At 47.5% G+C, this 19,245-nt stretch carries 19 protein-coding genes; 11 read left to right on the top strand and 8 right to left on the bottom strand.

The genetic code is table 11. The features are described from left to right. Window positions 1-3 precede the first annotated feature (3 nt). The 5 genes from FCU94_RS09705 to FCU94_RS09685 all read left to right on the top strand — a co-directional run bounded on the left by FCU94_RS09705 (window position 4) and on the right by FCU94_RS09685 (window position 5,214). Window positions 4-813, top strand: coding sequence for a SirB1 family protein (locus tag FCU94_RS09705; protein WP_176288330.1), 810 nt, complete (start codon window positions 4-6; stop codon window positions 811-813). A 46-nt stretch (window positions 814-859) separates the two neighbouring features. Then, window positions 860-1,711, top strand: a complete 852-nt coding sequence (gene kdsA / locus FCU94_RS09700; RefSeq protein ID WP_176288329.1) for a 3-deoxy-8-phosphooctulonate synthase — start codon at window positions 860-862, stop codon at window positions 1,709-1,711. Window positions 1,712-2,090: 379 nt separating this feature from the next. After that, window positions 2,091-3,752, top strand: a complete 1,662-nt coding sequence (gene ushA, locus FCU94_RS09695) for a bifunctional UDP-sugar hydrolase/5'-nucleotidase UshA (protein WP_176288328.1) — start codon at window positions 2,091-2,093, stop codon at window positions 3,750-3,752. Between the two features lie 87 nt (window positions 3,753-3,839). Next, window positions 3,840-4,313 (top strand): Cys-tRNA(Pro) deacylase, encoded by a 474-nt coding sequence (gene ybaK / locus FCU94_RS09690; protein ID WP_176288327.1) that lies wholly within the window; start codon window positions 3,840-3,842, stop codon window positions 4,311-4,313. 142 nt (window positions 4,314-4,455) lie between these two features. Further along, entirely contained in the window at window positions 4,456-5,214 is a 759-nt protein-coding gene (locus FCU94_RS09685) for a substrate-binding periplasmic protein (protein WP_176288326.1), read from the top strand. Between the two features lie 82 nt (window positions 5,215-5,296). Here FCU94_RS09685 and FCU94_RS09680 read toward each other — a convergent pair whose 3' ends face one another. Next, window positions 5,297-6,541 carry a uracil-xanthine permease family protein gene (locus FCU94_RS09680; RefSeq protein ID WP_176288325.1) on the bottom strand — a complete coding sequence of 415 codons (1,245 nt, stop codon included), beginning with the start codon at window positions 6,539-6,541 and terminating at the stop codon, window positions 5,297-5,299. 258 nt (window positions 6,542-6,799) lie between these two features. Between FCU94_RS09680 and FCU94_RS09675 the strand changes: the two genes are divergently transcribed. Continuing rightward, entirely contained in the window at window positions 6,800-8,026 is a 1,227-nt protein-coding gene (locus tag FCU94_RS09675) for a DUF2066 domain-containing protein (RefSeq protein WP_176288324.1), read from the top strand. Window positions 8,027-8,076: 50 nt separating this feature from the next. Here FCU94_RS09675 and FCU94_RS09670 read toward each other — a convergent pair whose 3' ends face one another. Genes FCU94_RS09670 through FCU94_RS09655 form a run of 4 tightly spaced genes read right to left on the bottom strand, consistent with a single transcriptional unit; the run spans window position 8,077 to window position 10,888 of the window. Beyond that, entirely contained in the window at window positions 8,077-8,505 is a 429-nt protein-coding gene (locus FCU94_RS09670) for a DUF2069 domain-containing protein (protein ID WP_176288323.1), read from the bottom strand. Next, window positions 8,506-9,075, bottom strand: a complete 570-nt coding sequence (gene wrbA, locus FCU94_RS09665; RefSeq protein ID WP_176288322.1) for an NAD(P)H:quinone oxidoreductase — start codon at window positions 9,073-9,075, stop codon at window positions 8,506-8,508. Next, the gene (gene arsC, locus FCU94_RS09660) at window positions 9,072-9,416 is read right to left on the bottom strand and encodes an arsenate reductase (glutaredoxin) (protein ID WP_176288321.1); all 345 of its coding nucleotides are present in this window, start codon (window positions 9,414-9,416) and stop codon (window positions 9,072-9,074) included. Before arsC ends, wrbA begins: the two co-directional genes overlap by 4 nt. Window positions 9,417-9,433: 17 nt before the next feature. Further along, window positions 9,434-10,888 (bottom strand): beta-barrel assembly-enhancing protease, encoded by a 1,455-nt coding sequence (locus FCU94_RS09655; RefSeq protein ID WP_176288320.1) that lies wholly within the window; start codon window positions 10,886-10,888, stop codon window positions 9,434-9,436. A 244-nt stretch (window positions 10,889-11,132) separates the two neighbouring features. Between FCU94_RS09655 and FCU94_RS09650 the strand changes: the two genes are divergently transcribed. The 3 genes from FCU94_RS09650 to FCU94_RS09640 all read left to right on the top strand — a co-directional run bounded on the left by FCU94_RS09650 (window position 11,133) and on the right by FCU94_RS09640 (window position 14,504). Continuing rightward, window positions 11,133-11,360, top strand: a complete 228-nt coding sequence (locus tag FCU94_RS09650) for a sulfurtransferase TusA family protein (RefSeq protein ID WP_176288319.1) — start codon at window positions 11,133-11,135, stop codon at window positions 11,358-11,360. Then, a complete protein-coding gene (locus tag FCU94_RS09645) occupies window positions 11,361-12,425 on the top strand; it encodes an AI-2E family transporter (protein ID WP_176288318.1) in 1,065 nt (354 codons plus the stop codon). Window positions 12,426-12,632: 207 nt separating this feature from the next. Next, a complete protein-coding gene (locus FCU94_RS09640; protein ID WP_176288317.1) occupies window positions 12,633-14,504 on the top strand; it encodes a methyl-accepting chemotaxis protein in 1,872 nt (623 codons plus the stop codon). 55 nt (window positions 14,505-14,559) lie between these two features. Here FCU94_RS09640 and bcp read toward each other — a convergent pair whose 3' ends face one another. Together bcp and FCU94_RS09630 are read right to left on the bottom strand one after the other, a co-directional pair. Then, on the bottom strand, window positions 14,560-15,027 hold the full coding sequence (gene bcp, locus FCU94_RS09635; RefSeq protein WP_176288316.1) for a thioredoxin-dependent thiol peroxidase: 468 nt from the start codon (window positions 15,025-15,027) through the stop codon (window positions 14,560-14,562). Window positions 15,028-15,040: 13 nt separating this feature from the next. Continuing rightward, the gene (locus FCU94_RS09630) at window positions 15,041-15,583 is read right to left on the bottom strand and encodes a glycine cleavage system protein R (RefSeq protein ID WP_176288315.1); all 543 of its coding nucleotides are present in this window, start codon (window positions 15,581-15,583) and stop codon (window positions 15,041-15,043) included. 299 nt (window positions 15,584-15,882) lie between these two features. Here FCU94_RS09630 and dapA point away from each other — a divergent pair, with 299 nt between their 5' ends. Both dapA and bamC read left to right on the top strand, forming a co-directional pair. After that, window positions 15,883-16,761, top strand: a complete 879-nt coding sequence (gene dapA / locus FCU94_RS09625; protein ID WP_176288314.1) for a 4-hydroxy-tetrahydrodipicolinate synthase — start codon at window positions 15,883-15,885, stop codon at window positions 16,759-16,761. 52 nt (window positions 16,762-16,813) lie between these two features. Then, complete coding sequence (gene bamC / locus FCU94_RS09620; protein WP_176288313.1) at window positions 16,814-17,839, top strand: outer membrane protein assembly factor BamC; 1,026 nt, start codon at window positions 16,814-16,816, stop codon at window positions 17,837-17,839. Window positions 17,840-17,909: 70 nt separating this feature from the next. On the opposite strand, the gene FCU94_RS09615 is transcribed toward bamC, so the two are convergent. Continuing rightward, on the bottom strand, window positions 17,910-19,235 hold the full coding sequence (locus FCU94_RS09615) for a Na+/H+ antiporter family protein (RefSeq protein WP_176288312.1): 1,326 nt from the start codon (window positions 19,233-19,235) through the stop codon (window positions 17,910-17,912). Window positions 19,236-19,245 lie beyond the last annotated feature (10 nt).

Here is a 19,245-nt window from a genome sequence, read left to right as displayed (position 1 = left end):
CGTATGTTTGAGTTATTTGATGAAGACTTTGATGCAATGGAGCTCGCCGAAGGGGCGCTAGCACTCAATAAAGCGATCAATCCTCAAACCCAAGTCCACTGGGCGCAAGCAGAGTTGAACCGACTGGTGCAAGAGGCAGAGCTGGCATTGGTGAGTGAACATGACGAGCAGCAGCGCTTTGATGCTCTGCTAAGATTGTTCTACCATCAGTGGGGCTTTTATGGCGATCGCGAAAGCTACTTTCACTCTGAGAATGGTTTCGTTGATAAAGTGCTAGAAAGCCGCAAAGGGATCCCCGTGAGTTTGGGGGCCGTGCTGCTGTACATCGCGCGCAAACTAGGCTTTCCTTTGGTTGGTGTGACGTTCCCGACCCAGTTTTTACTTAAACTTGAGTGGTATAATCACAAGCCGCTCTATGTGAATCCGTTTAACGGCGAGTATGTGTCAGAGCATACGTTGGGGGCTTGGCTGATTGGTCACAAAGGGCCGCTTGCCAAGCTGAAACCCAAACATCTAGAGCAGACAGATCACCCCACAGTCATCGGCCGTTGGCTCGCATTGCTGAAAAGTGCCTTACTGCGCGAAGAGCGCTATACTTTGGCACTAAAGTGTACTGATCTTGCGCTCACTTTTGTTCCAGACGACCCATACGAGATCCGCGATCGTGGCTTTATTTATCAGCAACTGGATTGCCATCAAATGGCGTTGTCGGATTATCAGTATTTTATTGATCAATGCCCCGACGATCCGGCTGCTGAGCTATTAAAGAATCAAGTTAATGCCATGAGTTCGACTCAGGTGACTTTACACTAAGTCCACCCGCAAGAGGTTGGCTTTACATCGAAATAGAGAGAATAAAATGGAACAGAAAATTGTTCACGTTGGTGATATTCCAGTAGCGAATGACAAGCCCTTTACCCTGTTTGCTGGTATGAACGTCCTAGAGTCACGCGATCTTGCGATGCAGATTTGTGAGCACTACGTAAAAGTGACGGAGAAGCTAGGCATTCCATACGTATTCAAAGCATCATTCGATAAAGCGAACCGCAGTTCGGTTCACTCCTACCGTGGTCCTGGTCTTGAAGAGGGGATGAAGATCTTCCAAGAGTTGAAAGAGACATTTGGCGTTAAGATCATTACCGACGTTCACACAGAAGCGCAAGCGCAGCCGGTAGCCGATGTAGTCGATGTTATTCAGCTACCAGCCTTCCTTGCTCGTCAGACTGACCTCGTTGAAGCGATGGCCAAAACTGGCGCGGTGATCAACGTCAAGAAGCCTCAGTTTATGAGCCCGGGTCAGGTGGGGAACATCGTTGATAAATTCAGTGAGTGTGGCAACGACAACATCATTCTTTGTGAGCGCGGTTCTTGCCATGGCTATGATAACTTAGTCGTTGATATGCTTGGATTTGGCGTAATGAAGAAAGCGTCAAATGGTAGCCCGATCATCTTTGATGTGACTCACTCACTACAAATGCGTGACCCATCTGGCGCAGCGTCTGGTGGCCGTCGTGAACAAACGGTTGAACTGGCGAAAGCAGGTCTTGCCACGGGTATTGCGGGTCTGTTTATTGAAGCACACCCAAATCCTGACCAAGCGCGCTGTGATGGTCCATCGGCGCTACCACTGGACAAACTTGAGCCGTTCTTGGCACAAATGAAAGCGCTCGATGACTTAATCAAGGGCTTCGAGCACATCGATATCAAATAACCAAACTATCCCTTGAGGGCCGGTGTCAAACCGGCCTTTTTTATGCCATGTTGTCAGAAACTTGACGATGTTCTCTAACCCTGTTGAGTAAACGCTAACCGTCACAATCCCATCCTGTCTTGGTTTATCTCACAGTAAAACGATTGCTTGTGATCCTCTATTTAATGAAGTGCAATTTTGACGCTTTGTTACACATTTGGGGAGATTTTATGGTGATCTATCCGACATAAATATGAAATCTGTCTGTCAGGTTCTGAATGTTAATTTAAACTAGTTCAAGTTTTACTGCTCTGATCGAACTTTTTTTCCAAGTCCGTCTATTCATAAAGAGCAGTAAGAAAAAGCAGTGGAAATCCCCATAAGTTCAAAAGGTATGACAATGAAGCAAGGCCTGATCGTAAAAAGCGCCATTAGCGCAGCAATTCTTGCAACTCTCGCTGGTTGTGCAACGGCTCCTCAGCATGAGTGGGAAGCAGATAAAACTTATAAGTTGACCGTTCTTCACACCAATGACCATCACGGTCGTTTCTGGCAGAACAAATATGGCGAGTACGGCATGGCTGCTCGTAAGACTCTTATCGATGAACTTCGCGCTGAAATTGCGGCTGAAGGTGGTAGTTCGCTGCTTCTTTCGGGTGGTGATATCAACACAGGTGTGCCTGAGTCGGACCTACAAGACGCTGAGCCAGACTTCAAAGGTATGAGCAAAATTGGTTACGATGCAATGGCACTTGGTAACCATGAGTTTGATAACCCTCTAGACGTACTATTCCAGCAGAAAGAGTGGGCTAACTTCCCTATGCTTTCAGCGAACATTTACGATAAAGAGACTGGCGAACGTATGTTCCAGGCTTACCAGATGTTCGACAAGCAAGGCATCAAAATTGCTGTTATCGGTCTGACGACAGAAGACACTGCAAAAATTGGTAACCCAGAGTTTATCGGCGGTGTAGACTTCCGTGATCCGAAAGAAGAAGCGAAAAAATTGATCGCGGAACTTGAAGAAACAGAAAAACCAGACTTGATCTTTGCAGTCACACACATGGGTCACTATGAAGATGGCAAACGTGGCGTTAACGCACCGGGTGACGTCGCTCTGGCTCGCTACCTGGACGAAGGTTCTCTGGACATGATCGTGGGTGGTCACTCTCAAGAGCCAGTCTGTATGGAAGCGCCAAATGTTGTTAAGAAAAACTTCAAGCCTTCTGACGAATGTAAGCCAGACATGCAAAACGGTACTTACATTGTTCAGGCTCACGAGTGGGGTAAATACGTCGGCCGTGCGGATTACGAATTCCGTAACGGTGAGCTTGAGATGGTTAGCTACGACCTAATCCCTGTTAACCTGAAGAAGAAAGTTAAGATCGACGGTAAGAAACAGCGCGTTCTTATTGAAGATGAAATCGCACAAGACCAAGAGCTGCTTGAGTTCCTACGTCCATACCAAGAGCAAGGCCAAGCTCAGCTAAACGTTAAAATTGCTGAGACTAACGGTAAGCTTGAAGGTGACCGTAACGTAGTTCGCTTCCAGCAAACTAACTTGGGCCGCTTGATCGCAACATCTCATATGGAGCGTGCTAAAGCCGACTTCGCTGTAATGAACTCTGGTGGTGTCCGTGACTCTATCGAAGCGGGCAATGTCACTTACAAAGACGTACTGACAGTTCAGCCATTCGCTAACATCCTGACTTACACTGATATGTCTGGCCAAGAAGTACTAGACTACCTAAACGTAGTCGCGACTAAGCCAGTAGATTCTGGTGCTTACGCTCAGTTTGCTGGTATCTCGATGACGGTCGCAAACGGTGAAGTTTCGAACGTATTCATCGGTGGCAAACAACTTCGTCTAGACGAAACATACCGCTTCACTGTACCAAGCTATAACGCGGCTGGTGGTGACGGTTACCCTAAACTAACTGGTCATCCAGGTCACGTTAACACTGGCTTTGTAGACGCTGAAGTACTTAAAGAGTACCTGGAAGCAAACAGCCCAGTTGACGTAAATAAATACGCGCCATCAGGCGAGATGGTCTACAAGTAAGTTGACGACAACTTAACAATATCATTAATCTAAAGCGCCACTCTTCGGAGTGGCGTTTTTTGTTTTTATGACACAACAGGAGGGAGCATGACTCCTGCTATCAATCTGGCTAAAAAGAAAAAGGTGGTTCACACCATCCATCAGTACGAGCATGATCCGCGCGCGGAGAGTTACGGGCTTGAGGCGGCCGAGGTGTTAGGCCAAAACCCGGCCAAAGTTTTTAAGACGCTGCTGTTTAGTTTAAACGGCGACGCTAAAAACTTGGCCGTGGCGATTATTCCGGTCGATCAAAAACTCAACCTTAAGCTGGCGGCTAAGGCGGCAAAAGCCAAAAAAGCCGACATGGCTGATCCAGATATTGCCCAAAAAACCACAGGCTATGTGGTTGGTGGAATAAGCCCACTTGGGCAAAAGAAAGCGTTGCCAACGTTTATCCATAGTAGTGCACAAGAGCAAGAGACGATGTGTGTCAGTGCGGGGAAACGTGGTTTAGAGATTGAACTCTCACCACGCGACCTATCTATGCTCACTCGCGGTCAGTTTGTCGAACTGTGTGTCTAGATAAGGGATCTGCTCTGGTATTCAGGAAGCGTTAGTGTGGCAATAGAAGGAAAGTAATCCGAGCGGGCTAACATTTGTTGTCTATACTTTTGTCACTAGGTTTGTTTTAACTTCGTTGATTGTTTTTGAATAGGGACTGACTATGAAAACGCTCATACTATTGCTTCTCACTTGTTTGCCGTTCGCTAGCCTAGCTCAGGTCAAGTTAGTTACCTTGGAGTACCCTCCCTATATTACAAACGATCAAGGTCAACTTAACGGTGTGGCGGTGAACTTAGTAAAAAAGGTATTTGCTAAACTAGAAACACCTGTAGAGATTGAGGTTTTACCCTGGGGGAGAGCGATTAACTACATCGAAGTAGGAAAAGCCGACGGGATTTTCACGGCATTTAAAACCGTTGAGCGAGAGTCGTTTGCTAACTACATCGATGAGGTTCTATTTGACCAAAATATCGTGGCTATCAAAAATATGTCCTCTAACCTTTCATGGAGCAAAGAGAATATTGGTCGAGCGAAGATCTGTTTGGTCAATAATGTGAGTTATGGTCAGTGGTTGGATGACGAAGTAAAAAAAGGAAGTTTTGCAGGTGTTAACCGTGTGAGATCAGCTGAGCAATGCGTAAAACTATTACAAACTAATCGTGTCGACTTTTGGATCAACAACGAGTTTGGTGCTCGATATATCTCGGTGAAAATGGGAGCGCAAGACCAACTCTCGGTTGAAACACCGCCAATAGAATCTACGCCAAGTTATATAGCGTTTTCAAAAAAGGGCGCTGTAAACTCCGACCTTGTTCAGAGCGTTAATGATGTTGTTGCACAAATGAAAGCCAGTGGTGAGTATGATCAATTGATTTCTGAGTACTTTGAACAGCTCGCCTTTAAGACAGATAACGAGTAGGTTGATTGTGAAGTATACTTCGGTCTTGAACTAAAAAAGGGCTAACACTGTTGTGTTAGCCCTCTGTCTTTTTGGCAATTAACTATTGCGCTTCTTCTTCCATCTGCGCATTATCGACGACGTGGTTTTCACCAAGATCTTTAGGTAGTAAAAGGTTGAGTAGAATCGCCACGATACCACATAGGCTTACACCCTGTAGGCTGAACTCGCCCACACCGAACGCCATACCACCGATACCAAATACGAGCGTAATAGCAACGATGACAAGGTTACGTGATTTATGTAGATCAACATTGTTCTTGATTAGGGTATTTAGGCCAACTGTTGCGATAGAACCGAACAGCAAAATCATAATACCGCCCATCACTGGCATTGGGATAGTTTGTAGAACTGCGCCCAGCTTACCAACCAGTGCCAGAACGATAGCCGACACTGCCGCCCAAGTCATGATGACTGGGTTGAATGCCTTAGTCAGCATAACGGCACCAGTTACTTCTGAGTAGGTCGTGTTCGGCGGCGCGCCAACCATTGAAGCGGCAATCGTCGCTACACCATCACCTGTGATCGTGCGATGCAGACCGGGCTTCTTAACGTAGTTTTTGCCCGTTACGTTAGAGATGGCCAGCATGTCGCCTACGTGTTCAACCGCAGGGGCGATGGCAACCGGAATCATAAACAGGATTGCGTTAATGTTGAACTCAGGGAAGGTGAAGTTAGGTAAAGCAAACCACGACGCTTGTTGTACAGGAGTAAAGTCAACAATCCCGTAGCCCAAGCTTAGGCAGTAACCCACCACGATACCGCCTAAGATTGGCGTGAGTTTTAGGAACCCTTTGGCAAACACACTGAGTACGATGGTCGTGAGCAGTGAAGCGACGGAAATAACCAATGAAGCGTTGGCGTCAATCACTTGCGCCCCATCGACTTTGCCTAGCGCCATGTTTACCGCAACTGGGGCGAGACCAAGCCCAATCACCATGATGACGGGGCCGACGACCACAGGTGGCAGCAAACGGTGAATGATGTCTACACCGCGAGCTTTGATTAGCGCGCCCATTGCCACGTAAACACAGCCGGCTGCCATCAGGCCACCCATAGTCGCAGGGATACCCCAAGTTTGCACGCCGTATAAAATGGGTGCGATAAAGGCAAACGAAGAGGCAAGGAAAATTGGGACACTGCGGCGAGTAACTACTTGGAAAAGAAGGGTACCGACACCAGCACCAAATAGTGCCACACTAGGATCGAGTCCAGTCAGCAGAGGTACCAACACCAATGCACCGAATGCAACGAATAGCATCTGTGCACCTTGAATGGCATTTTTCATTTTGTAATTCCTTTAGATGGCGAGTCTGAGAGCAAAAATTGCTCGACGAAAATAAAATTCGCGCGATCTTATCACCTTGGCAAACGATTGCAATCTGAACGAGATCAAATATTCTAGGTTTAAATGATTATTCACCATCAAAGGATGTGAGTTTAAATGCACGTGAACCTGCGCATCATGAGGGCTTTTGTTGCTCCGCTGGCGATAGTTGCTTATCATCAAGCCCTAACGTTTAATTAAGCGGAACATAAGAATTTTATGCGTCATATAGCACTGTTTGTTTTAGGGCTGTTTGCTCTACCCGTCTTGGCTCTGACCAATGTCGATCTTTACCGCAGCGAAGTGGTGATTGATCAATCGACAGACAACGCCGATAGCAGAGCGCGGGTTGAAGGGATGAAAGAGGTTATCATTCGTGCTTCTGGTGATGTGAATGCGCCAGAAAATCCTGTGGTGACGAAAGCACTCAGACAGAGCGCTCAGTATTTGGCGCAGCTCAGCTATGGTCAATCAGATGGTCAACAAACATTAAAAATGGTGTTTAGTGCTCCGCATATTCGCTCTTTATTGAGCCAAGCTCAGTTACCAATATGGCCAGCAGCTCGCGCTAACTTGTTGGTTTGGTTGGTTGAAGAGCAAAGTGAGCGTAACATCATCTGGGAGCATTCGCCGTCTGTCGTACTGGATAAGATGAAACTCAAAGCTGCTCAACGTGGTTTACCTTTGACCGTACCTGTGGGTGATTTTGATGACATTACTGGCGTCGCGGTGTCTGATTTATGGGGTGGGTTCATTCAACCCGTTGGACAGGCGAGTCAACGTTATCCGGTAGATGCCGTGCTGGTGGTCAAAGCACAAGCCAACAGCGTTCGCTGGACATTGTATGATCAAAAGCCCAATACCATCGGGGTGACTCGCCAAGCGCCGCTTGCAGGCTCAAACAATGGCGGTGATGCCGCGAGTAAGATGATAGAACAGATCAGTGACTATTATGCTAAAAAGAGTGCGGTGCTGGTCGCAAGTGAATCGTCACAAGCCATCAAGGTACGTTTCACTGAACTCAACGATGCGGTCAGTTTCTTTACTTTAGAGAACCAGCTGAAATCACTGAGCTCGGTCGCTTCGCTGGAAATCTTGAAAATCCAGGGCAATCAAGTCACGTTTAATGTTCATTTACTGACTTCAGAACAAGAGTTTGAGCAGGAAATACGCAGCATCAAAGAGGTGCAGCAACTTGAAAGCGTGAACGAAACACCATCAGTGACGCTACCAGAGCCAACGACAATACCGGCTGGTAATCCAGATGATGGTTTGCAGGTGGAGTCGACGGTTGCAGTGGAAATGCAACCTATCGCCGATGTGATTGCCACTGAAATGGTATTGGTGTTCGAATGGCAAGGGCAACCTTATGTCGCGCCACAGCCTAAAGCGCAGACTCCCGCCACTGAAGATGAGAACGCAATACAGAGTGTGCTCACTCAGTAAACAAGCATAGAAATAAAAAGGTCTGGCAATGCCAGACCTTTTTTATGGTTTCAGCCCTCAGACTCAAAGCGCGATTTTTCTTCTTTCTCGACTTTGGATAGGCGTTTAAGCTTGAGGCCTAACTCTTTGCCTCTTGTGCGGGCGTAAAGAATATTGCCTAAGAAGGCTAGTGAGGTCAGTACGAGTTCCACCGCGGCCAGCCAACGCTCACCATCATCGACATAGAGTATCGTAAACGCGTGTAAAAAATAGAGCATTAAGACGAAGTTGGCCCACGCGTGAGTATAAGGTTTACCTGCTAAAATTCCGGGCAAGGGTAACAACAATGGCACCGCCCAAGCGATCGCTAGGGTCGTGCTACTGATATGTGGATGGGGTGACAGCGAGATCTGCCAAAGGGTAATCCAAGCCAGTAAGGCTAGATTACCAAACAGGGCCAGTAGGCGGTAAAGCTTGGTGTTTGATTGCATCTCGTGCATCTAACTGTCCTTCATTTTTAACGCGGTTTGAGCTAATCGTTTACCTAATTGTTGCGCCAGTTCTATTTCATCTGCAGTGAGGCTTGAACCACGCTGCGCAACAGATGTCGCACCATATGGTGTTCCTCCAGATTGAGTTGAATGTAGCTTAGGCTCAGAGTAGGGGATCCCCATAATCATCATACCGTGGTGTAATAGGGGTAACATCATACTCTGCAATGTGGTTTCTTGGCCGCCGTGTAGAGTTGACGAAGAACTAAATAAGCACGCAGGCTTATCAATTAAGTCGCCACTTAGCCAAGCAGAGGTGGATTTATCCCAGAAGTGCTTTAGCGGCGCCGCCATGTTACCAAACCACACTGGGCTTCCCATCGCTAATCCATCACACTGCTTCAACTCGTCAATGGTTAGAATTGGCTCGCTTGGCTGATGGTCACTTTCGAGTTCTGCAACGGTCCGAAGTATGGCCTCACAGTCAGAGGTGGACTCAATCCCTCGAGCTATCTGTCGAGCGAGGGCTTGAGTGGTGCCATGTCGGCTGTAATATAAGACGACAACTTTGCAGGTCATAGGATCTCGAGCACTTGCTCCGGTGGACGACCATGACGCGCTTTACCATTCGCAACAACGATGGGGCGTTCAATCAATTTTGGGTTGTCGGCCATGGCCTTAAACAGTGTTTCATCATCGGCAGCTTGGAGGTCGAGTTCTTTGTAGAGTGCTTCTTTAGTGCGCATCATATCGCGTACTTGAGTCACTTCAAGTTGCGTCATGAGCGTTTTGAGGTCCTCAACACTCGGGGGCGTTTCCAAGTACTTTACTACTTGGGGTTGGATGTTTTGCTCTTCCAGTAACGCCAAGGTTTGACGGCTTTTTGAGCAACGAGGATTGTGATAAATCACGACTGACATAGAAGTTCTCCTGATTATTATTGTAGGGCCAAGAAACGGTCGCGCTGAACCATTAATTGATCGATACGCGCATCATATCTGGCTTGTTTCAAGCTTCCAAGCTCTGCGATTTGACTGGCTTGTGTATAGTATTGAATGGCTTTATTCCAGTTTGCCTTTAGCGCGAGTATTTCAGCTCGGGCTGCTAAATCTTCATCGCTGATACCAAGACCGATGTTCGCTTCCGATAGCAGGCTCCAACCATTGATATCGTTGGGGTTGTCGTGGGTATAGCGCTGCAACACTTTGATCGCTTGTTCGTTGTGGTTTTGTTTGAGCAAAGCATTGGCATAATTGATGGTTAGAACCGCGTTGTTTGGCGCGGATTTGAGAGCATTGCTAAGCAAGGCTTGTGCCTCTTCGGCTTGGTTTAGCCCGATGTAGACATCTGACATCGCATCGAGGTAAAAGTGGTTGTCAGGGTCTTGCTGCAGTAATCGTTTTAGAGTAATGCTGGCCGATTGGTACTGCTTGGCATCGAGCTGAACCAAGGCTTTTCCATATTGAAACGCGGCTTTAACGCCCGGCTCGGCTTTTTTCTCTTGGCGATCAAACCAGTCGTTGGCCGCTTTGGCATCGATACCCGCATAACGCGCGACGATACGAGCGCGAGCGAGATGATAATTAAGCGACGGGTCAACTCGACGAGCTGGATAGTTTTGTGCTCTGGCTCGACTATCGGTGATCCGATCTTCCGGTAACGGGTGAGTCAACAGCATTGGCGGCGGTTTACTCGCGTAACGGAACTCGTCGGCCAAGCGGCCAAAGAAGCGGGGCATTGCGTTAACGTCAAATCCTGCGTTGGCTAACGTATTGATACCAAAACGGTCCGCTTCTTTTTCATTGCTGCGGGTGTAATTGATTTGCCCTTGAATATTGCCTGCGGTCGCGGCAGTGACCGCCGCCATACCTGCCTCCGGTGAAGCAATGGCTAATAACAATGAACCTACCAATGCTGCCATAGTGGCGGGTGAACGGCGCGCTTGCTCTTCCATGCTTCGGGCTAAGTGGCGCTGAGTGACGTGGGCTATTTCGTGCGCGACCACTGAGGCGAGTTCACTCTCGCTTTGCGCATGAAGAAATAAGCCAGAGTGCAAAGCAACATAGCCGCCGAAAAACGCAAACGCATTAATGTTGCGATCGCGAATCATGAAAAAGGTAAAGGGGGTTTTGACGTCGGAGGCATTGGCAACCAATCGATGACCAAGGCTATCGATATACTCATTGAGCACCGGGTCATTGACGATAGGCTGGCTACTGCGCAGCATGCGCATGTAGGCATCGCCGTATTGAATTTCCTGATCAATGGTCAAGGTGCTGCTGGCGGTAGTCCCAATATCGGGTAGATCTAAACTGTTAGCTTGTGTTGGCACAGGGGTGCTTAACGCGGCTGCCACACAGAGGCAAACCAGTGAACGCGTGCGTTTAAACATAGATGAACGATGATGCTCCCTTGAGTTTTCTCCCATCACACAATGGTATCTACCGTGATGGGTCTAGGCTTTGGACACCATACCACAGTAAAGGTTTCCTTAGGCCACAATTGTCGATGATGCGCCTGTTTGACCTAGTGGTCATAAATGGTCAGAACAGTGTGATGTCTTCACGATTTGCACTGACGCTTAGAAAAAAACACTATACAATATCCAACGGGAATAATATGCATCGAGCAATAGAATGGAATTGAATATTTTGGATTTGCGTGGTCAAGGCTGTCCTTTGGCACTGCTGCTGGCCAAGCGCCATACCAATGCAATGACATCAGGCGAGCAGACCCAAATTCTTGTCTCTGACCCAAGCTCGATGAGAGATATCACACGTTATCTTCAGCAGCAAACGTACTCGCTAAGCTGTGAAGAGGCAGAAGGCTACTATTGTATGCAAGTCACTAAGGAATCTTGTTGAATGTTTGAAATGGTGAGTCGCTGGTATCAGCGACGTTTTTCCGACCCACACGCCGTAAGTCTTGTTGCGATTCTTCTGTTCGGCTTTATCACTATCTACTTTTTTGGCGATTTGATTGCCCCTTTATTGGTCGCGATTGTATTGGCTTACTTACTTGAATGGCCAGTCGTTCAGTTGGGGCGCATCGGTATTCCTCGTACGCTCTCGGTGATCGTGGTTATCTTGGGTTTTATCAGCTTGATGTTAGTTGCGGTATTTGGTTTGGTACCGACCATATGGCACCAAGTGGGTAACTTAATTAACGACATCCCAAATATGTACGTGGGTCTGCAAAATTTCATTGCCCAACTTCCGCATCGCTACCCAGAGTTAGAGAACCTGCAAATTGTGGAGTCTTTGGTGACCAATGCCAAAAACCAAGTGATTGGTATGGGGGAAACCGTAGTCAAAGGCTCGCTGGCGTCTCTCGTGAGTATCGCGACACTGGCTGTTTACTTGATTTTGGTGCCGTTATTGGTGTTTTTCTTGCTCAAAGATAAGCGCGAAATGATCGACATGGCCAGCGGTATGTTGCCGCGTAACCGTCGCTTGGCGAACAAGGTATGGCATGAGATGAATGAACAGATCTCAAACTATATCCGAGGCAAAGTCATGGAAATCTTGATAGTGGGTGGCGTGAGTTACATTACTTTCGCCATTCTTGACCTGCGTTACTCGGTATTATTGGCCGTGGCGGTGGGGCTGTCAGTATTGATTCCTTATATTGGCGCGGCGGCCGTAACGGTTCCGGTGGCCATTGTGGGCTTGTTCCAATGGGGACTCACCCCCCCATTTTACTGGTTACTGATTGCGTACGGTATTATTCAAGCTCTTGACGGCAATGTGCTCGTACCTGTGCTATTTTCTGAAGCGGTAAACCTGCACCCAGTTGCCATCATTGTGGCTGTGTTAGTGTTTGGTGGCTTGTGGGGATTTTGGGGCGTATTTTTCGCTATTCCGCTGGCAACGTTAGTCAAAGCCGTTTGGAATGCACTGCCCAGCCATGAAGAAGAAATGACTGAATAGTTTTTCAAAATATAGCAATGAGCTGCATATTAAGCCCCGAAGCGCCAGTTTTGGGGCTTTTTGTTTATCAATAAGTTGACAGCGCAAGGGGCAATAGAATTTACTTAACAGGGAAATGTAAGATATTTCTTAAGAAAACGTTGGTCTGGGCGATAACAACATTAACTATTATAACAATAATGCTTGCTGACTAATTTGAGGGATACTATGAAATTTAGCCAAAAAATTGTTGCGGCTTCATCTGCATTGCTCTTGGTCACTGTGACTCTGTTGTCTATACAACAGTTGAGTACGGTGAAAGAGGAAGTGGAGGCTCTGGTCGATACCAGTCTGACTGAGATGGTTAAAGGGGTGAAAAATACTGTCGCATCAGAGATGCAGAGTAAAAAATCGTTGGCGCAGTCCACGACAGAAGTGATTGAACTTGATCCGCAAAATCGCGAATGGGTGAAAGAGGTTCTGGAGAAGCCTGAGTTGAAAGGCAGTTTTTTAGCCGTGGGTTTTGGCTATGAAACCGATGGTTTTGTCGTGGAAAACGATGACGGTTGGGAAGCAGGGCCTGATTATGACCCGCGTGTCCGTCCTTGGTACAAAGATGCTAAAGCGCAAGGTTCGCTGGTGGTTACTGCTCCATATATTGATGTATCTTCTAAGAAGGTCATCATCTCAATCGGGACTCCAGTCAAAGAGAATGGCAAATTCATGGCGGGTATGTTCTACGACCTTGAGTTGGGCGGGCTTGCTGACCTGGTGAACAGCGTAAATTTACTCGATGCAGGGTACCTATTTATTGTCACGGCAGATGGAACGACGATCGCCCACCCTGATGCGGCGAACAATGGTGAAAACCTCACCAAGTATCTCCCTCAAGCAAAAGTTCAAACAGGCAATCAACGTTTCGAACACGATGGCAAAAAGCTACTGGTTCACTTTACCGAAGTGCCGTCAGAGAACTGGTATATAGGGGCCGTTGTTGACGAGGACATCGCTTTCTCTGCCGTTGCTGATATGCGAAACAGTTCGATTATTTATGTCATTATCGGTGTGGTATTGAGTGTGGTGGTGTTGAGCTTCTTGATTAAAGCTCTGATGCGCCCATTGACGGTATTGAATGATGCGATTAAAGATGTCGCCTCGGGTCAAGGCGATCTCACCAAGCGCTTGGATACCAATACCGACAAAGAATTTGCTGAACTGGCCGAAGGATTTAATACCTTTACTCAAACCCTGCAGACACAGATCCAGCAATCGAAAGCGATTGGTGCAGAGATTTTACGTGGAACCGAAATGACGGTGTCAGGCGTACAAGAGTCGGCAACTGCCATGCGCAGTCAGTTGGAAGAACTCGAGCAATTGGCAACCGCAATGAACGAAATGGCGGTCACGGCAACAGAAGTCGCCAATAATGCTCAAGGCGCTGCAGCGGCAGCAAAAGAAGCGGATGAGGCGACACAGGATGGCTCATCGGTTGTGAGTGATACGACAGCATCGATTGGCAACTTGGCCGCCCGCATCGATCAAGCGGTAGAAGAAGTTCATGGTTTGGAGTCTGCGACGGCTAACATTGAAACGATTTTAAAAGTGATTAACGATATCGCGGACCAAACCAATCTCTTGGCATTAAACGCCGCGATTGAGGCGGCCCGCGCGGGTGAGTCTGGTCGTGGTTTCGCCGTGGTGGCCGATGAGGTACGCACGTTGGCGCAGCGTACTCAAGAGTCAACCACGGAAATCCGTAACATGATTGAGCAGCTTCAAGCGGGCGCGAGCTCGGTATCTGCCGCGATGAGTGAGAGTAAAACCACAGCTATTGATGCCGTAGACAAAGCGCAAGCAGCGGATGGGGCTCTGCAACGTATTCGTGATGCTATTCAACGTATCAGTGATATGAATATGCAGATTGCGTCTGCGGCGGAAGAGCAAAGCTTAGTCGCGGAAGAAATCAATAGTAATACGGTTAAGATTAAAGATCTCTCCACTCAAGTGGCCGATTCTGCCGATAACTCTAACATCGCCATGCAAGCGCAAACTGAAAACGTACGCGAGCAAGATGCGATACTGAACAAGTTTATTGTTTAGAATTGAGTAATAACAAAAAACGCCAGCGAATTCGCTGGCGTTTTGGTTTCAATCGTTATTGGTTGTTGAGGTAATCCAGTACGACTTGGTGATGATCTTTGGTTTTGAACTTGTTAAATACATGCTCGATAACGCCTTGCTCATCAATCAAAAAACTGATGCGGTGCAGGCCGTCATAAATTTTACCCATAAACTTCTTTTCACCCCATACACCGAACTGTTCGGCAACCGCATGGTCTTCATCAGACAACAGAGTGAAGTTAAGCTCGTCGCGCTCAATGAATTTCCCCAAGCGCTTAACTGGGTCAATACTCACGCCCAGAACCGCAACGTTGTGCTTGTCTAACTCCGCCTTAATATCGCGAAGCCCTTGAGCTTGAACGGTACAACCTGGTGTCATGGCTTTTGGATAAAAGTAAAAGAGGACCTTCTTTCCTTGGAAATCGTTCAAGGTTACGGTTTCGCCGTTTTGGTCAAGAAGAGAGAACTCAGGAGCGGGAGTGCCTGCTGTCAGAGTATTCATGAAGATTCCTTTTTTATTGACTGTTTTTTATAAAGTTTAGTGAGCCATGAACGGCCAAAGAGCGACAGAGCGTATCGAACTCTTCTTGCAGTTGCATCAGATTACATTCCGATTCAACGGTGGCCGTAATAGCAATATGAAACTGGTCGCTCTGAGAATCGACTTTCCCTTTATCTATGGTTTGTGCGCTCAGTGAGGAGAGACCAATCTCTTTTTCTGCGAAAAAGTTGGTGAACTTTTCCGTTAATCCGGGTTTGTCTTCAGACTCAACAAATACTTCTAACGTGTACGTGTGGTTGAGATGAGCATGAGGAGATGTACGTTTCATGATAGTAATAAGATCATGCTCTTGACCAAGCAGTGGCAGCGTTGTCTCGACGCGAGTGGCGGCGGCATTTGTGCCAGAAAGGAGCATGATCAAGGTAAATTCGTTGCCGAATAAAGCGATACGACTGTCAACAATATTGCATCCAGACTGAGTGACCAGGTGTACCACTTGATTGCATACCCCTGGGCGATCGGTTCCAACCGCTGTAATCACCAGATGTTGAGTCATAGTTTCACTCTTATCAAAGTTATGTTTATTAACCAGATAGCTTAGCACAGAAGAGTCGGATAAAAATGGTTGCTATACGCTTTTCTTGTCTTGTGTGGTGGTATTTTGTCCCGCCTCGTTAGAGCTCGATCAATTCTCACGTCAGACTGACACACGAGCAAATAAGAAGCGTAATTTGCCAGATATCTAACATCTGATAAATATTCATTCATTTAGGTGATTTAAGCGGCGTTAAGCGCTTGTCTTTTTCAATCGCCTTACAGTACCATGCGATGAGTAACTATTTTAGGGAGAAGGACATGTTTTCAGGAAGTATTGTAGCGTTAATTACACCGTTTAATCTCGATGGAGAAGTAGACTACGTTAGCCTGAAGAAGCTGGTCGAGTACCATGTAGCAGCGGGTAGCGACGGTATTGTAGCAGTAGGTACGACCGGTGAGTCATCAACGTTAACAATTGAAGAGCATGTCAAAGTGGTCATGAAAACGGTTGAGTTTGCTGATGGCCGTATTCCGGTAATCGCGGGCACTGGTGCGAATGCGACCCACGAGTCCGTTACCTTTAGCCGTTTACTGAACAACTCAGGTATCGCTGGTTGTTTGAGTGTAACGCCTTACTACAACAAACCGACTCAAGAAGGGCTTTTCCAGCACTATAAAGCGATAGCCGAAGAGAGCGACGTTCCTCAAATTCTTTATAATGTCCCTGGACGTACTGCGGTAGACCTATTACCAGAGACAGTGGCGCGTCTTGCTGAAATCGACAGTATTGTTGCGCTCAAAGATGCGACGGGCGATCTAAGCCGAATTGCTATTCATCGTGAACTTTGTGGCGAAGATTTTATCTTACTTAGTGGCGATGACTCGACCGGGCTCGATTTTGTTAAGCAAGGTGGTCAGGGTGTTATCTCAGTGACCAATAATATTGCCGCTGAAGATATGGCGAAGATGTTCCGTTTGGCCCGTGAAGGTAAGTTCGAAGAGGCGGAAATCATCAACCAGCGTTTGATGCCATTGCATGAAAACCTGTTTATCGAGTCGAGTCCAATCCCAGTTAAGTGGGCGGCCCATAAAATGGGGTTAATTGAGCATGGTGGTCTGCGTTTGCCATTGACTGAACTGTCCGAGCAAGCTCGACCAATTGTTGCACAAGCCATGACCGAGGCTTGCATTTATTAAGTTTTAGATACCTTGCCGAGCATCGCTCGGCAAATGATTTTCAGGAGTTTCAATGAAATTTTCTCACCAGCTAGTTCTCAGTTCGCTAGCTGTTTTTGTTTTGAGTGCGTGTTCCGGCAGTGCGACTCAACGTCGTCAGGCAAAAGACGATTTTGAGTATCTCGATTCCCCACCGTTGAAAGCGTGGAGTTTACCTGACGACGCTCAAGCTCAGTTTTACGCCAATTATCAAATCCCGCAAGGTGAATTTACTGGTGGTACTGGACGAGAGGTGGATATTCGTCCCCCTCAGCAAGTTCTAGAGCTTATTCCTGGCGCGAGAGCAGAGCGTAAAAGAGGGGAAACCACGTTATGGCTGCTACGTGAAGACGAGTTGGATAAAGTTTGGCAAACTGCGCAAAAGATGTTGAATGAACGAGCTATTAAGATTCGTCAAGAAACACCAACTCGCATCGAAACCGATTGGGTGACATGGGTTTCAGAAGATGAGGATCTTGAAATTGGTTCACGTTATCAGATTGACCGCGTCGCTTCGGCAGGTCGTCATGGCTTTAGAATTTCGCTGATTGACTGGCGTGAAGGCGGCAAGCAACGTCCGGTGACGGCCACCAATAAAGAGCGTTACAACGCATTGATGACCAATCTAGTCACAGCACGTTACGATCTCGACCTACGTGAGGAAGCCGCACGTAAAGCCGAGCAGTTGGTGAAGAAAATTCAGGTCACAATGGGGTCAGACCGAAGTGGATTCCCAGTGATCATCGCGCGTTCTTCCTACAATGTATTGTGGAACCGTCTTCCAACTCTGTTACCTAAGATGGGCTTTACACTCGAAGAACGTAACCAATCTCAAGGGACAATCAAAGCTAAGTACGCGTCCCCAGATGATGCGTTCTGGAATGACATTGGTGTACAACCTATCGATTTGGCTCCAGGCTCTTACACCTTCCTGTTTGGGGATTTAGGTAACCGAACTTCAATCAACGTGACTGACTCAACGGGTAAACCGGTGGAGGAAAAACTGTTGGAAGATATGGTGCCCGTACTGGCCGCGACAGCGGACAAGCTCAGCCAATAAACACCTGGCTCAAATAAAAAAGCTGACATCACGTCAGCTTTTTTATTGTCTGGTGAGCAGCAGATTGGTCTTAGAGGACCATCGCCGCAATCCAACCGAAGAGGATCAGTGGGATATTATAGTGGATAAACGTTGGAACCACGGTTTCCCAAATATGTTCGTGTTGGCCATCGGCGTTTAGGCCAGATGTAGGACCTAAGGTTGAGTCCGAAGCAGGTGAACCAGCATCACCCAGAGCGGCAGCGGTGCCGACCAACGCGACGGTGGCCATTGGTGAAAAACCAAATGCAGCGGCGAGTGGAACGTAAATTGTGGCAATAATAGGGATAGTCGAAAACGAAGAACCGATTCCCATGGTAACCAACAGTCCGACCACCAGCATCAATAGTGCAGCTAGCGGTTTGTTGTCTCCAATGCTGGTCGACAGCGCTTCAACCAGTGATTCTACGCCACCTGTTTGCTTCATTACCGCTGCAAAACCAGCCGCAGCAATCATGATGAAACCAATCATGGCCATCATATGTACGCCTTTGGTAAATACATCGTGTGTCTCTTTCCAAGCGATAACCCCACCAAAAGTGAACACCATAAAGCCTGCCAAACCTCCAACAATCATTGAGCCAGTCAACAATTGGGCGCTCAGTGCGACAACAATACCCACAGCCGCGACCAGAACGTTCTTCTTATCGATTGAGCTGGTGTCGTCTTCAACGTGAGTGAGCTCTGTTTCTGGATAGTGGCGCGGTTTACGGTAGCTAAAGAAGATCGCGGTGACTAACCCAAACACCATACCTGCAGCAGGGAGCAACATCGCCACCGGCACTTGGCTCGCGACGACATTATCGAGGCCATTGTCGTGGAGATTTTTTAGCAGAATATTGTTGAGGAAAATACCACCGAAACCGATGGGCAGCACCATGTAAGGGGTCACTAAGCCAAAAGTTAACACACAGGCGATCATACGGCGGTCAAGGTTGAGTTTGGCAAACACGCCCAAAAGTGGTGGAACTAAAATTGGAATGAAAGCGATATGCACTGGAATCACGTTTTGTGACGACATGGTCACTAAAACCAAGGCAACCAGAACGGCGTACTTCAAACCTGTGGAGGCATGAGGATTTTCTTTGCCGTGGATGCGTTTAATCACGCTATTTGCGAGCAGGTCTGTGATACCTGAACGTGAGATGGCGACGGCGAATGTACCGAGCATTGCGTAGCTCAAAGCGATGGTTGCGCCGCCGCCGAGACCACTTTCAAAAGAAGCAATCGCTTGATTTAAGTCCATACCGGAGACCAAACCGCCGACAATGGCACTGAATGTCAATGCGACGACGACATTCACCCGCATTAGGGCTAGCGCCAGCATAATGCATACAGAAATGACAACAGGGTTCATAATATTCTCG

Origin of the sequence: Vibrio sp. JPW-9-11-11 (assembly GCF_013369335.1) — a bacterium.
In the GTDB taxonomy this organism is placed as follows: Bacteria; Pseudomonadota; Gammaproteobacteria; order Enterobacterales; family Vibrionaceae; genus Vibrio.
This window is presented reverse-complemented; position numbering and strand designations above follow the sequence as displayed.

Bases quoted from the DNA above. Each gene is read 5' to 3' on its own strand.
- FCU94_RS09705 (WP_176288330.1), top strand. From the start codon at position 4: ATGTTTGAGTTATTTGATGAAGACTTTGATGCAATGGAGCTCGCCGAA.
- kdsA (WP_176288329.1), top strand. From the start codon at position 860: ATGGAACAGAAAATTGTTCACGTTGGTGATATTCCAGTAGCGAATGAC.
- ushA (WP_176288328.1), top strand. From the start codon at position 2,091: ATGAAGCAAGGCCTGATCGTAAAAAGCGCCATTAGCGCAGCAATTCTT.
- ybaK (WP_176288327.1), top strand. From the start codon at position 3,840: ATGACTCCTGCTATCAATCTGGCTAAAAAGAAAAAGGTGGTTCACACC.
- FCU94_RS09685 (WP_176288326.1), top strand. From the start codon at position 4,456: ATGAAAACGCTCATACTATTGCTTCTCACTTGTTTGCCGTTCGCTAGC.
- FCU94_RS09680 (WP_176288325.1), bottom strand. From the start codon at position 6,541: ATGAAAAATGCCATTCAAGGTGCACAGATGCTATTCGTTGCATTCGGT.
- FCU94_RS09675 (WP_176288324.1), top strand. From the start codon at position 6,800: ATGCGTCATATAGCACTGTTTGTTTTAGGGCTGTTTGCTCTACCCGTC.
- FCU94_RS09670 (WP_176288323.1), bottom strand. From the start codon at position 8,505: ATGCACGAGATGCAATCAAACACCAAGCTTTACCGCCTACTGGCCCTG.
- wrbA (WP_176288322.1), bottom strand. From the start codon at position 9,075: ATGACCTGCAAAGTTGTCGTCTTATATTACAGCCGACATGGCACCACT.
- arsC (WP_176288321.1), bottom strand. From the start codon at position 9,416: ATGTCAGTCGTGATTTATCACAATCCTCGTTGCTCAAAAAGCCGTCAA.
- FCU94_RS09655 (WP_176288320.1), bottom strand. From the start codon at position 10,888: ATGTTTAAACGCACGCGTTCACTGGTTTGCCTCTGTGTGGCAGCCGCG.
- FCU94_RS09650 (WP_176288319.1), top strand. From the start codon at position 11,133: ATGGAATTGAATATTTTGGATTTGCGTGGTCAAGGCTGTCCTTTGGCA.
- FCU94_RS09645 (WP_176288318.1), top strand. From the start codon at position 11,361: ATGTTTGAAATGGTGAGTCGCTGGTATCAGCGACGTTTTTCCGACCCA.
- FCU94_RS09640 (WP_176288317.1), top strand. From the start codon at position 12,633: ATGAAATTTAGCCAAAAAATTGTTGCGGCTTCATCTGCATTGCTCTTG.
- bcp (WP_176288316.1), bottom strand. From the start codon at position 15,027: ATGAATACTCTGACAGCAGGCACTCCCGCTCCTGAGTTCTCTCTTCTT.
- FCU94_RS09630 (WP_176288315.1), bottom strand. From the start codon at position 15,583: ATGACTCAACATCTGGTGATTACAGCGGTTGGAACCGATCGCCCAGGG.
- dapA (WP_176288314.1), top strand. From the start codon at position 15,883: ATGTTTTCAGGAAGTATTGTAGCGTTAATTACACCGTTTAATCTCGAT.
- bamC (WP_176288313.1), top strand. From the start codon at position 16,814: ATGAAATTTTCTCACCAGCTAGTTCTCAGTTCGCTAGCTGTTTTTGTT.
- FCU94_RS09615 (WP_176288312.1), bottom strand. From the start codon at position 19,235: ATGAACCCTGTTGTCATTTCTGTATGCATTATGCTGGCGCTAGCCCTA.